At 37.6% G+C, this 13,609-nt stretch carries 10 protein-coding genes; 4 read left to right on the top strand and 6 right to left on the bottom strand.

Annotated elements, in window-relative coordinates:
• Nucleotides 1–65 precede the first annotated feature (65 nt).
• From P9B04_RS03800 to P9B04_RS03785, 4 genes are all read left to right on the top strand, one after another.
• Nucleotides 66–536 carry a tetratricopeptide repeat protein gene (locus tag P9B04_RS03800; protein WP_342053669.1) on the top strand — a complete coding sequence of 157 codons (471 nt, stop codon included), beginning with the start codon at nucleotides 66–68 and terminating at the stop codon, nucleotides 534–536.
• 284 nt (nucleotides 537–820) lie between these two features.
• A complete protein-coding gene (locus tag P9B04_RS03795) occupies nucleotides 821–2,434 on the top strand; it encodes a 2-isopropylmalate synthase (RefSeq protein ID WP_342053668.1) in 1,614 nt (537 codons plus the stop codon).
• 281 nt (nucleotides 2,435–2,715) lie between these two features.
• Complete coding sequence (locus P9B04_RS03790; protein ID WP_342053667.1) at nucleotides 2,716–3,072, top strand: nucleotidyltransferase family protein; 357 nt, start codon at nucleotides 2,716–2,718, stop codon at nucleotides 3,070–3,072.
• Nucleotides 3,054–3,524 carry a ribonuclease toxin HepT-like protein gene (locus P9B04_RS03785; RefSeq protein WP_342053666.1) on the top strand — a complete coding sequence of 157 codons (471 nt, stop codon included), beginning with the start codon at nucleotides 3,054–3,056 and terminating at the stop codon, nucleotides 3,522–3,524. The genes P9B04_RS03790 and P9B04_RS03785 overlap by 19 nt, the downstream gene beginning before the upstream one ends.
• A 4-nt stretch (nucleotides 3,525–3,528) precedes the next feature.
• Here P9B04_RS03785 and P9B04_RS03780 read toward each other — a convergent pair whose 3' ends face one another.
• The 6 genes from P9B04_RS03780 to P9B04_RS03755 all read right to left on the bottom strand — a co-directional run bounded on the left by P9B04_RS03780 (nucleotide 3,529) and on the right by P9B04_RS03755 (nucleotide 13,546).
• Nucleotides 3,529–6,513, bottom strand: a complete 2,985-nt coding sequence (locus P9B04_RS03780) for a response regulator (RefSeq protein ID WP_342053665.1) — start codon at nucleotides 6,511–6,513, stop codon at nucleotides 3,529–3,531.
• Between the two features lie 69 nt (nucleotides 6,514–6,582).
• On the bottom strand, nucleotides 6,583–8,979 hold the full coding sequence (locus P9B04_RS03775) for a methyl-accepting chemotaxis protein (protein ID WP_342053664.1): 2,397 nt from the start codon (nucleotides 8,977–8,979) through the stop codon (nucleotides 6,583–6,585).
• Nucleotides 8,980–9,023: 44 nt separating this feature from the next.
• Nucleotides 9,024–9,503 (bottom strand): chemotaxis protein CheW, encoded by a 480-nt coding sequence (locus P9B04_RS03770; RefSeq protein WP_342053663.1) that lies wholly within the window; start codon nucleotides 9,501–9,503, stop codon nucleotides 9,024–9,026.
• Nucleotides 9,504–9,595: 92 nt separating this feature from the next.
• Nucleotides 9,596–9,955, bottom strand: coding sequence for a response regulator transcription factor (locus P9B04_RS03765; RefSeq protein WP_342053662.1), 360 nt, complete (start codon nucleotides 9,953–9,955; stop codon nucleotides 9,596–9,598).
• Between the two features lie 114 nt (nucleotides 9,956–10,069).
• The gene (locus tag P9B04_RS03760; protein WP_342053661.1) at nucleotides 10,070–11,299 is read right to left on the bottom strand and encodes a response regulator; all 1,230 of its coding nucleotides are present in this window, start codon (nucleotides 11,297–11,299) and stop codon (nucleotides 10,070–10,072) included.
• Nucleotides 11,300–11,815: 516 nt separating this feature from the next.
• Nucleotides 11,816–13,546, bottom strand: a complete 1,731-nt coding sequence (locus tag P9B04_RS03755; RefSeq protein WP_342053660.1) for a DNA phosphorothioation-associated putative methyltransferase — start codon at nucleotides 13,544–13,546, stop codon at nucleotides 11,816–11,818.
• Nucleotides 13,547–13,609: the final 63 nt, after the last annotated feature.

The following is a 13,609-nucleotide window of genomic DNA, read 5'->3' as shown; positions in this document are numbered from 1 at the left end:
GTTTGGCCTAAGTTTTCGCAGCGAGTGACCCCTGGCTTTTTGAGAAGATACGTAAGTTTCAGGAGTTGGAAGATAAAGAAGAATTAAAATATAAATTCTGTAAAGCTATGATTCCTGTTGCTCAGTCTATTGGTTATGATCCCACGTTAAAAGAGATAAAAAAATTTGAAATTTCTGTCTCTCACTTGCAAATAATAGCAACAGTAATGAAAAACAATATTGAAGATAAAGATATTTGTTTGCCATTTATTGCACTGCAGAAATTTTATGCAGGGAAAACTAATTATCAAATAGCAGAAACATGGGGTAAAAACTTTTTCAATATTTGTCAAAAACGTTTTGGAGAGGAACATCCTGATGTTGCTCAGAGTATGAATAATTTGGCAAAACTGTACCATTCACAAGGAAAATACGAAGTAGCGAAACCTCTGTATGAGCAAGCTATAAAAATATTTGAAACTGTCTTAGGAAATTCTCATCCTTGGACAATTACGGTACGAAATAATTATCAAATAATGTTGATTAAGATGAGTTAGATTAGGTATCAGCTATCAGTTATCAGTTACCAGTTATCAGCTATCAGCTATCAGTTATCAGTTATCAGTTATTAGCTATCAGTTATCAGCTATCAGTTATCAGCTATCAGCTATCAGCTATCAGCTATCAGCTATCAGCTATCAGTTATCAGTTACCACTGCTCACTGCTCACTGCTCACTGCTCACTGCTCACTGTTCACTTAGCCTTTGACTATTTAATGCCTAGGATATAATATAAGGGATTGAAATTTTGTCCTAGATAAAATCACCCTAAGTCGTCGTTATGAGCAATCAACCCGATCGCATTATCATATTTGATACTACCCTCAGAGACGGGGAACAGTCCCCAGGTGCAAGTTTAACGGTTGAAGAAAAACTAACCATCGCTCGCGCTTTAGCACGACTTGGGGTAGACATAATAGAAGCAGGTTTCCCCTACGCTAGTCCCGGTGACTTTGAAGCAGTACAGAAAATTGCTCAAACCGTTGGCACGGAAAATGGACCGAGAATCTGTGGGTTAGCAAGAGCATCCAAAAACGATATCAAGGCAGCAGGAGAAGCTCTAAAACCGGCATTTAATTCCCGTATTCATACATTTATCGCCACATCTGACATTCACCTAAAACATAAACTGAAAAAAACACGCTCTGAGGTATTAGAAATAGTGCCAGAAATGGTAGCTTATGCAAAAACCTTCACCGATGATGTAGAATTTTCTCCAGAAGATGCAGGCCGTAGCGATCCTGAATTTATGTATCAGGTATTAGAAAAAGCGATCGCAGCAGGAGCAACCACAGTAAACATTCCCGACACCGTAGGTTATACTACCCCTAGCGAGTTCGGCGCAATTATTAAAGGAATTAAAGATAATGTCCCTAATATCGACCAAGCTATCATATCGGTGCATGGTCACGACGATTTAGGATTAGCCGTAGCAAACTTCCTCGAAGCGGTGAAAAATGGAGCTAGACAGCTAGAATGCACCATTAACGGTATTGGAGAAAGAGCAGGGAATGCTGCTTTAGAAGAATTGGTTATGGCTCTCCATGTGCGCCGTCAATATTTTAACCCATTCTTAGGCCGTTCTGTTGATTCCACGGAACCCCTAACCCAGATTAACACCCAGGAAATTTACAAAACCTCCCGTCTGGTATCCAACCTCACAGGGATGATTGTACAGCCAAATAAAGCCATTGTGGGGGCAAATGCTTTCGCTCATGAGTCCGGTATCCATCAAGACGGGGTTCTTAAAAATAAGTTAACCTACGAAATCATGGATGCAGAGTCCATCGGCCTAACCAACAATCAAATTGTACTGGGTAAATTGTCCGGGCGCAACGCCTTCCGTACCCGTTTGAGCGAGTTAGGGTTTGAATTGTCAGAAAATGACCTAAACAACGCTTTCTTGCGCTTTAAAGAGGTTGCTGATAAGAAAAAAGAGATCACCGACTGGGACTTAGAAGCGATCGTTAATGATGAGATTCAACAAGCACCAGAATTATTCCGACTGGAGTTAGTACAAGTATCCTGTGGGGATCACGCTGCTCCCACTGCTACTGTTACTTTGAGAAACCCCGAAGGAAAAGAATTAACCGATGCTGCCATTGGTACCGGACCGGTGGATGCGGTTTACAAAGCTATCAACCGCGTGGTAAACGTTCCCAACGAGTTAATCGAGTTTTCGGTAAAGTCGGTAACTGCTGGTATCGATGCAATGGGAGAAGTTACCATCAGGTTACGTCATGAAGGACGCACCTATTCAGGTTATGCAGCCAATACAGATATTATAACTGCTGCTTCCCGTGCGTATATTAGCGCGCTAAACCGCCTTTACGGAGCGATTCAAGAAGAATCCAAGGTGAACCCCTCCCAACGGGTTTTAACCTCTCAGAAGTAAATATTAGTTGATTTTAGGGGCATAATAAAATTATGCTCCTACCTATTTTCGTTAGTTGAGAAATTAAAATCCTTGATGCAGAAGTTAAAGGTATTATTAAATGTTTATAGCGTTTCTCACACTCATCAGGTACACCAAATATTTAGGTTATAACTCCTGACTCCTGACTCCTAAAACTAGAAAAATTTGTACCTCACAAGTATGGGAACTGCTATATATACCAATTAGGAATGATTCATTAGATATCTTTGTTATCAGTTATCAGTTACCACTGCTTAGTAATGACTAACTTCTTTTCCTCTGAAAAACTAGATAAAATTATTAGCGATCGCCGTTTAAAACTAGAAGAAGAACGACAAATTACCCTTAAGAAAACAAAAGAATGGTTAGATAAAAATGGTTCAGAGTATGGAATTAAAACAGCTTATATTTTCGGTTCCGTTACCCATCCTAACAAATTTAATCAAGACTCAGATGTTGATGTAGCAGTAGAAGAAATTAATCTTGAGAAACATTTTTTAGCCATTAGTTTTTTAGCAACTTATTTAGAAAGAGAAGTTGATATAATAAGACTAAATCAATGTCATTTTGCTGAGCGTATTCGTCAAAAAGGTATCTTATGGATGAAAACACCTTAATTATTTTCAAAACTGATATTAATGCACAAATGGAACTGATTAAAAAAATTAATCAAACGTTAAATAATAGAAGTATAGGATTAACTGGTGATGATTTAATTCGTTTAGAAAGTGTTGCTTATCAAATTCACAACTTATACAGTGCAGTAGAAGATTTGCTAAAAATTGTTGCTACTTATTTTGAAAACAATATTACAGAGACTGCTAAATTTCATATTGCTTTATTAACCAGAATGACTCAAACAATTCCCAGTATTCGTCCAGCATTAATCTCTCAAGAAACATTTTCAATATTAAATAGTTTAAGAGGTTTTCGTCATTTTTTTCGTCATGCTTATGGAACACCTATTGAATACGAACAGTTAAAAAACAACCTAGATAAATCTCTGAATTTATTACCCATTTTAGAACAAGATGTTAATACTTTTCTCGAAAAAATTTGCCAAAGATAGAAACTTAATTAATTAATTTGTCAATAGCAGCTAATAACTTATTTTCTTTAAATGGCTTAGAAAAATAGTCAGAGGCACCTAGATTCATTGCTAATTCACGATGTTTATCCCCACTGCGAGACGTTAACATAATGACTGGGAAATGTTGACAAGCTAGATCAGATTTAAGATGAGATAAAAGACCATAACCATCAAGACGAGGCATTTCAATATCACTAATAACCAATTGAACCGTCGATTCTAAACCCCCTTGTAGCTTGTCTAGAGCATCTTGACCATCTTTAGCCTGTTCCACCCGATATCCTGCTTTTTCTAGGGTTAATGCTAGGAAACGACGGACATTAATGGAATCATCTACTATCATGATCATTGGAGCATGATGGACTGCAAATGTTTCTGAAAAATCCGCCACAGTTGCAGCAGGTTTTGGGGTAAAAGAAGATTCAGAAGGATCACCATTTAACCAATTTAATAATGCCGTTACATCCACCAAAGGAACCACACGACCATCCCCTAAAATTGTACAACCAGCGAACCCTTCAGGGATTCCTACAGAACCTTCTACCTGACGAATGGTGACCTCTTGTTCTCCCCAATAACGATCAATCTTAATACCCACATAATTCGTTCCTTGCGCCACCATTAACACAGTAGGTTGATCGATCGCAGGGGTAACATCTGTGGCAACAACATAGGGAGAACGAGGGAAATTGAACCATTGTTGTAAGGTGATTATGGGTACAATATGGTCTCCCCAGTGCAATAAATCTTGACCAGCATCATTGATTAACATTTCGGGGTCAATACGAACCATTTCTTCTATCATCGTATTGGGAAACGCTAACAACATTCCTGCACTTTCGGCCAATAACACTCGAACCACAGACAGAGTTAACGGAACCGTTATGATGAATGTAGTTCCCTTTCCCGGTTGGGTGTTAACTTCAATCTCCCCTTGAATGGGTTCTAAATTAGTATGGACAACATCCATTCCCACACCTCGACCGGATAAGTCTGTAACTTGGGCTGCGGTACTAAACCCAGGTTCAAAAATAAGGTCTAATAACTCTTTTTTGCTCGCTTCTTCAAGATCAGCTTCACTCAAACCCATTTCTAAGGCCTTGCTGCGAATTTTATCTAAATTAATACCCCCTCCATCATCTTCAATCGTAATCACCGTTTTATTGCCTCGATAACCTGCAGTGATGATAATCTTGCCGCTTTCGGGTTTGCCCTTTTCTTGACGAACTTCTGGGGATTCGATACCGTGATCGAAGGCATTACGCAACAGATGCAATAAGGGGTCATTGAGGGCTTCTAATACGGCGCGATCCACTAAAGTTCCCCCTCCTTTAATAGTTAAATCCACCTTTTTCCCGTATTGCAGTTCCATTTCTCGTAACCCTCTAGGGAAACGTTCCAATAAATCAGAAATGGGACGCATTCTTAGTTGGGTAATGGTGGTTTGCATCAGTTTAGAAGTACGAGAAAAGGCCCGAGAGGAACTCTCTGTATCTTGTAAATTCAGTTGCAGATCGCTGGTAACTTCTTGTAGCTGTACCACTGTGTCCATCATCTCCTGTGAAACGAGATGAAAATCGTTATAACTATCCATTTCTAAGGAATCAAAATCTTCTAGTAAGCTACTGATTGGTTCCCGTTGTTTCTCCCCTTGAGGAACGATCTGATCGTATCCATTACGCAACTTTTGATTGGAATGTTCTAGAATTTGGATGCGATCGCCTAATAATTCGATCAGATGACGGAGACGTTGCAGTTGTAAATTTAAGCCATTCCGTTCAATAGTCAGTTCCCCAAACATATCACTAAGGTTTTCTAGCTGTTTAACAGGAACCCGAATGGTTTCATTTTCGTTCGGTTCTGGGGTATCGGTGTTTTGAGAAGTGGTAGGAACGACGAATTCTTCTGATGTTGATTGATCGAGAATATCTAATGTCCCTAAAAAGTCTTCTTCCTCTTCAGCAAACTCATCGGTAATAGCAGAAAATTTTAAGTCATCAGAACTGAGAATGATTTCATTAGCTTCCTCTAACTCTTCTAACTCGATTTCTGGAGATCTATCTAAAGATAAAGGTTCTGGTGGTTCGGTGGAACAAAAGCCAAAGGATAAAGGACCACTGTCCAACTCATCCAACATTTCAAAGGTATCATCCCAGTCATGGGTTTCGAGATCCGGTAAGGTTGCCTCAAAGGTTGATAAATTCAATTTTGTGGGCATCATTTCCCGTTGGTCAACCATAACCATAGCGTGCGATCGCCGCCATTCTTGAAGGGCTAATTTAGCGACTCTAGGAAGATCCTGGGGATAGGTTTCAATGCCTTCCATAATAGACTGACAGAGAGAGCAAAAAGGGTCTAATGCTAACATTTGCCCTAACCCTTCTAACTCTTGTGCTGCAACCAAAAATTCTTCCCTTAAACAAGGCTGTTGGGGGTGATTTAACACTGATTCGAGACGTTTTAAACAGGCATCCACCTCTGTTTCAAACATCAAGATCACCATGTCTTCTTCTTCGTCTTCTGATAGCAGTTTAACTGTATCTTCTGGTTTAGGATCTCCCAAACGTTGGTATAAAGCATCAATGATGGGATCAACCTCTTGTTCTAACCAAGTTGGGTTAATTGTGACCCCTTGACGGTTCCATTGGGCGATTTGTCGTAAGCGATCGACACTGGTTAAAAACAGGCTTTCTAGGGATTGATCTATAATGTGATCCCCCCGATCCCCCCCTGCTTTGACCACTTTAAAGAAGTCTTCTAAGCGATGGGCCATGGTGGAGAGGGTCTGAAATCCCATCATTGCAGCCCCTCCTTTGACGGAATGGGCTGAACGCAACAAACTATCAATTTTTTTACGACTGACTTTATCGGACCCTAACCCCAATAACTCAGATTCTAGATTATTAAAGTATTCTTCTGCTTCTGCTAAGAAATGTAATCTAACCTCTTTTTCTTTGTCCTTAGCCATGATAATTACCGTAAATGTTGATAAAATTGTCTAGTTTTCAGGGAGAGGAGGGGGAATTTCCCCCCAAATCTAACTTACTTTAAATGTCTCCATAGACTCCTGTAACTGTTGGGAAATAGTAACGGTTTCTTGGAGGGAACTGGAAACTTTACGGGAGGAGTCGGAGGTTTGTTGGGAAATTTTGGCCACTTCTTCCATTAACTGGGTAACAGACTGGGAAGTATTGGCTTGGGATACAGTTGCTTGAGAGATAGACTGCAACAACTCATCGATTTGACGGGAAACGTCCACAATTTGTCCTAAACTGGCTTTGGTTTTCTCCGCTAAATGAGTCCCTTCTACCACCTGAGTGGTGCCTAATTCCATCGCTTCCACCACTGCGGAGGTTTCTTGTTGAATACTCTCCACAATTTTCTCAATTTCTTTAGTTGCAGAAGCTGACTGTGCGGCTAGTTGTCCCACTTCTTCTGCAACCACCGCAAAACCTCGCCCTTCTTCCCCTGCGCGGGCAGCCTCAATACTAGCGTTGATGGCTAATAAGTTGGTTTGTAAGGCAATTTGGTTGATTAAGGAAACCGCTTTAGAAATCTGTTGGGAAGACTCCCCTAACCGTTTCACTTTCTTGGTGGTTTCGGCAACGGTTTCCCGTAGTTGGAAAATATTGGACACTGTTTGTTCCATATCTGCTCCCCCAATTTCTGCGGTGGTAGAAGCGGTTTTTGCTACGGCGGCGGCGGCTTTGGCGTTATCCGCTACTGCTTGAATAGAATGGGACATTTCTTCGACAGAATTGAGGGTTTGGCTAATCTGAGAAGCTTGTGTTAGGGCAACGTTCGCTAATTCTTGGATGGAGCCTTCATTGCTGCTAATGGATGTATTAACCTGGGTTGCCGTATCTTTTACCCGACTTACCACATCCCGTAAACTTTCCACAATGGAGTTAAAAAAGTCAGCTACAATGCCAATTTCTCCGGCACTAATATCCGCCCGTACCGTTAAGTCCCCATCTGATGCACTTTCAACTTCGGTTAAGAATTTAACCAATTCCCGTTGTAATTGTTCGGAGCGTTCTTTTTCCTGTTGAGCAATTTCTTCTTGTTGACTGACGTATTTTGCTTGTTCTTCTTGTTGTCTTCTGACTGCGGCTTCTTGCTCCAGCAATAAATCTTGAATCTGTTGCGCCATAGTATTAATATTGCTTCCTAGTTCACCAATTTCGTCTTCTCCGGCCACAGGAACCCGTTGATCGAGATCTCCTTGTCCGAATTTTTTCACCACTTCGCTGGATTTTAGGATAGAACGGGTGGCACGGTTGGCAATAAGAATTGTCACAAAACCAACCAGAACAACTGTGGCACCAGTTCCCCATAAGAAAAACAGCAACAACTGATATTGAGGGTTAAAAGCAACGTCTGGTTCGGCAGAAATAATGGCTCGCCAATTTAGGTCTGGTAAACCGTCCATTTGCATAGGTGGCGCATAAGCAATCAGTTTCTGACTATTAAGTTTCAAATTGTTAGCCAAGGTAACAACTGCTTGACTTTCTTGCTCTAGTTCCTTAACTTTGGGAAAAATCTTGTTTATGTCAATGGCGGCAAGTTCTTCTTTTGGGGATTCAACTTCTCCCCCACTAGAAAGCTCATTCGGGTCATATTCCCCTTCTGGTCCAACGAACACCTTTCCTTCTCTGTTAATTAAATAGAAATTTTCTTCCTCGCTATGTTGGTTATATATGATGTTTTCTAACTCTTTAACGGGTATACGGGCGCGGATAAAGCCCAGAAGTTCTCCTGTATCGGGATCTTTAATAACAGAGGCTGTATAAACGCTAAATGTACCAGTGGTGGGAGAAATAGAAGGCTGAGCGATCACTGGTCCATCGGCCTTGAGGGCTGCTTGTATATAGGTTCGGTTAAGAGGATTTTTTAAGGGGGTTCCTACTGTCTGTGCAACCACATTCCCTTTCATGTCAAAAACCGCGATACTGTCATAAATATCGTAAGCTTTTTGAATTTTCATTAAAACTTGATCTTTTTCTTCTCTAGTTGCCCTTTCTCGCCATTGGGGATGGGTGAAAATATCTAACTCAGCCATGACTTTAATGTCCGCAAAGCGATCTTTCATATACAAATGAATTTTATCTTGTAACTCATTGACCTGATTAATTTGAGACACTGCCACTTGCATATACATGAATTCATTGCTGAGAAAAGAGGCAACACCACCAACAGCAAAAACTGGTAAGGTTCCTATGGCCATAACTAATAAAGTTGCCTTAGTCCGAACACCCCAAACCCATCTCTTTTTTTTTCTAATGGGTGGAGATGTTTTTTCTGGTGGGGTTTGAGAGTTTTCTTCTGGGTTTAATTCCACCTGTGTTTCTATAACAATAGGTTGTTCTTCATGGGTAGATTTAAGGTCACTAGTGTTGGTTAAGTTTTGGTTAGGGGGGTTAGTGTCACTCATAGTTTAATTATGCAAAAATAATGAGATTTAATTGTGCTTTTTTCCTACTGTAAAATAGGAGCATTAAGAATAGCCTCAGCGTCTAAAACAAGTAAAATTTGTTCATTTTCAGTAGTACAACCTTTTAGATAAGGAATTAAGCTGTCTTTCACTTTACCTATGGGAGACTGTATTTCTTCTACTGGTAAACGGGTTACTCCTTTGACTTTTTCTGTTGCTAAACCTATGGCTTTTTTTCCTGCACGAATAACGGCAATAGAATATTGTTGTACATCGGATTTTAAGGGAGATAGTTCTAAAAATTCACCTAAATCAATAATCCAAAAAATATGACTTCTTTGATTCAGTAGACCTAAAAAAAAAGGAAGCATATTGGGCATAACGGTTAAACGATTCGCATCTGTAATTAATACTTCTTGCGTTGTTTCTATTGGTAATAAAATTTGAGTTTCACTATCGATTTTTAAATGAAGATAAGGATCCCCTACTGCCTTTTGTCCAGATAATATTTGGGTTTCCATCATGGAAATTTGATATGATTTTGTAAAAATTTTAAAATAATAAAATGAATAATTAACAACATAGTTATAATTAATTATTAATTATTCATTACCGATTATTCTACGGAGCGAACCGCACGAACTAACTGTTCTTTACTAAAGGGTTTTGTAACATAAACATCTGCCCCTTGTCTCATAGCCCACATTCGATCTAAGTCTTGATCTTTTGAAGTACAAACCACAATAGATACCTGGTTAGTATCTGGGTTTTTCTTAATACTACGACATAATTCCAAACCACTCATACCAGGCATGATTAAGTCAGTAACAATAACATTGGGTTGATGTTGCTCAATTTTCCCAAGTGCATCTTTAGCATTAGTAGTAGCAATTACAGTGTAGCCACTATCTCGCAAATACTCACTAATCAACTCCATTTCTGATACTGTATCTTCAACAACTAAAACTTTAGACATGGGCAAATATCCTCAAAAAAAACCGTATTAATTTATAGGTTTAAAAGTTTATCATTCTTAGCATTCCCAATATTATAAAAAAAAGTAACACTATCATCTAAAAATTGTTTATATTTAATTTAAATAACGAATAACCATATTTAATAGGTCAGATTGGGTAAAGGGTTTTGTCAAATAATCGGATGAACCAGCAACCCTAGCTTTTGCACGGTCAATTAATCCTTTATTCCCAGTTACCATGATAATAGGGGTTTCTTTAAATAGGGGATGATTTCTAATCAGTTTACAGAGTTGATAACCATCAATTCCCGGCATTCCTACGTCTAATAGAATAATATCTGGTTTAAATCTAATAATTTCTAATAATGCTTTTTTTGATTCGGTGATAGCTTTTATTTTAAATTTTTTATTATCAAGAAATCGACTAATTTCTTTCAAAATAGTTGGACTATCATCAACGCAAACCAATTTGTAGGTTTTGGTTTTCTTAACACTATGCAAAGTGATTGAGTTTTTTTCTGTTGGTAAGTATTGACCAGATTTTTTATCTCCTTTAAATTGAGGTAGTTTATCAAACGGAGATTGAGGTTCTCTTAAAATTACGATTTTATTATGTATATATTTATAAATATGTTGAGCAATTTTTATTTCGTCTTGATTGGTTATAACTGACAATTGACGAAAGCTAAATCCTCTTAAAAGTTTACTGAATTTTTCGATATTTTCAGCAGACATCTGCCCTCCACTTTTATTTTTAGTGAAAAAGTACGGCCTTTGTTCAGGAGAGCTAATTAATGGTGCTAAGGCTTGCCAATCTTCTATTTTCTTTTGACAAGCCATTAAAAATTTATCGGTATCTAAGTGAGACAATTTGAGAGAAAAATCAGGTTTTTGTATAAATCTACAATTAGCCGACTTTAACAATAAAAATGATTCAAATACCTCTTTATTTAAAGATACTAATAATTTTTTAGCTTCAGAAGGTTCCAGGAATTCATTTTCTACAAGCCAACTAATAGCTTGATATTCACAGGGAAACTCTTGATTAATTTGATTCTCATTCTCAAACCGTAGTCTCACCTGATCTCGCACTGAACCTGTTAAAGTAGGTATGCGATAACTGAAGCGACGTAAATGGCGTTCTAAACGTCCAAAAGAATTAAGAGAATGATGAGCATAAATCAAATCTCCTGAATAAAAGTAAATTATCCAAGTCACTGAATTATAAGAAACAATTAAACATCCTGTTGCTTTAGCTGCTGATATTTTTGCCAAAATATCGGTGGGAGAAAACTTGGGTAATATTTCATTTGAACTCACGGGTAACTCTCGATAACTCTTCATATTTGTAACAGAGGTGATAAATAATCAAAAAACGCAATTCACTTTGTCAATTAAATGAATTTAAAAATCAAGGCAATATTACTGTTTACAAAGTAGTTTTGATAATTATAAGGTACGGAAATGAGTCTGATTTAGACCCAATTAGTTGTAAAAATTCTATAAATAAAACGTAAATGCTCTTGAATTAGGTTATAATCCTTTAATAAACTAGTAAATGCGTAAGCAATGATCGCAAACATTGGTGTGAAACTATCTCTTTATTGATAAGAAATATTGTTTCAACTCCTCACTATCAGTAAAGGCGACATAATGAGTCCCCTTAACCACGTTCTAATAGATAATTAACCTATATACTACCTTCTTTTTAGTTCTAAGACTTCCGTAATTTTACGGACATTTTTCGTATTCTACTTGAAAAACATAGAAGTATGTCTTTCAATGTGTTTTAATTGTTCCCAATTTATAGCTAGGTAAAAGAACTCACTTTTAAGCATTTGTAACCATTAACATTTATTTCTACAGATCAGATTGCAATTGATACCCTTTTAATGTGAGGTTATGTTCCTTTAAACAGTTTAGCCATCCCTGTAATCGGTTAACTTTTTGATAATCGTCTAATAAACCCATTTCTTGTTCTTTTTGAGTTAATTGTTGGAAGGTTTTATATAAGGGATATTGAGGAGAAACCAAGCTATCTTTATAATGTAGAATAGGAGGATTTTCATCTTCTGTGTAATCACAATAATTAACCCGTAAATTATTGAGTTGAATTTGCATCCGACTGTGGAGACAAGGATGAGGATTTTTATCAAAATCGGGATAAAATGAGTAAATAATCTTAGGTGTACGCCAAGAAAATTGGATCACATTTGCTTCTTCTAATCTTCCGACAGTTCGACTAGCACAACCTTCGTATAAACGTAATAAAGGTTCTAAAGTTTCCAAGGTGCTAATGTGAACAAGTAGGGAATTTTTTAGTTTTCTACCTATAGTTTGCTTCTGACAAAGTTGAGCAATTATTTCTAAGTTTCCAACTTGGTACAACATGGCATCAGCAATAATACAAGCACTATTATAACTGCCGAATAGAGACTTGATATCTTGCTTAACTTCTGGGGACAATTCTCGCATTTTTGGACGGCGATCAAATTGACTTAAAGCAAGATATAACAGCAAGTCTTGACGGCGTTTTTCTGTGATCATTTCCCAATCATTTTCTTCAGTAACCTGTAAAATAACTTTAAATGCTTGACGAAAACTTCTAAATTCCTCTTTTATTTGTCCTTCATTTTGTATTTCTCCTTTTACTGGTAATCTTCCCCTTTGGGTATAAAATTTCATTAAAGGTTGTAAAAGGTGTTCGTAGTCTTCAAACCGTCTTATTTTGGTAATTAGTCTGGGGGTTTTTGCATGGGAATGAAAACGAGAGGCACGAAATTTTTGCGCTTCTATTTCATCTCTAAAAACCAGATAAATCCCTAATCCGATGGGGATAGAATCTACCTCTAAAACCTGATCGATATAGAATTTGAGTTCTTCTTGTTCGTAATATTTTTGAAAGGTATTTCTACTGGTGATAATACCATCTCCATAAGCAATCACTCCCCTATCTCTATCATCAATTAAAACCTGTGCAGAAACAATCAAAACTTTATTAGTTAATTCCCAAGCATTAACTAAAGCTTCTCGTCTTTCGTTAACATCTTCAATAACATTAATGACGTAACCTAAATTGACAATATCAGCAATTTTTTTATTATTATTCGGATAATAATACGGGTCCCATCCTTGACTTTTGTAACCGGCTGCTGTGATTCTTTCTACATCACCCCCATAACCACATCCGTAGTCAAAAAATGTAGTCTCTTCCTCGAATAATAACAATTCTAAACCTAAACGAACGGGACGAGATAAGGTATTCCTGGTGATAGCGGCTTTATGTCTTTCTATTTCAAGACTAAAGGTTTCTTTCGGAAAAACCGGACAACGACAAGCTAAATAATGTCCCTCAAAAATAATTCTTTTTCGATTCAGTCTTTTTTCCCATTCTTGTTGAGTACCAATCGGAAGATTCAAAGTTAATAACTCTAATTCTTCTTCTATCTTAGTTAAGTGAGCAAATGTGTCATATTGAGGATGATTAGTAGTAATAAAAGTCTCTTTTCTATGTAAAATTGGAGGATTTTTTTTATTTCTGTAGTCCCAATAACTTACTTTTTTTGTATCTAGATTAACAACAATGCTCAATGTTAAAGTACAGGGCTATTTCATGCTAGATGATAGGATATCTATGGTAAAATAAGTCAAAGA

The organism is Crocosphaera sp. Alani8 (assembly GCF_038442745.1).
GTDB lineage: Bacteria > Cyanobacteriota > Cyanobacteriia > Cyanobacteriales > Microcystaceae > Crocosphaera.
The sequence above is the reverse complement of the archived record's forward strand: the minus strand, read 5'-3'. Positions and strand labels throughout refer to the sequence as shown.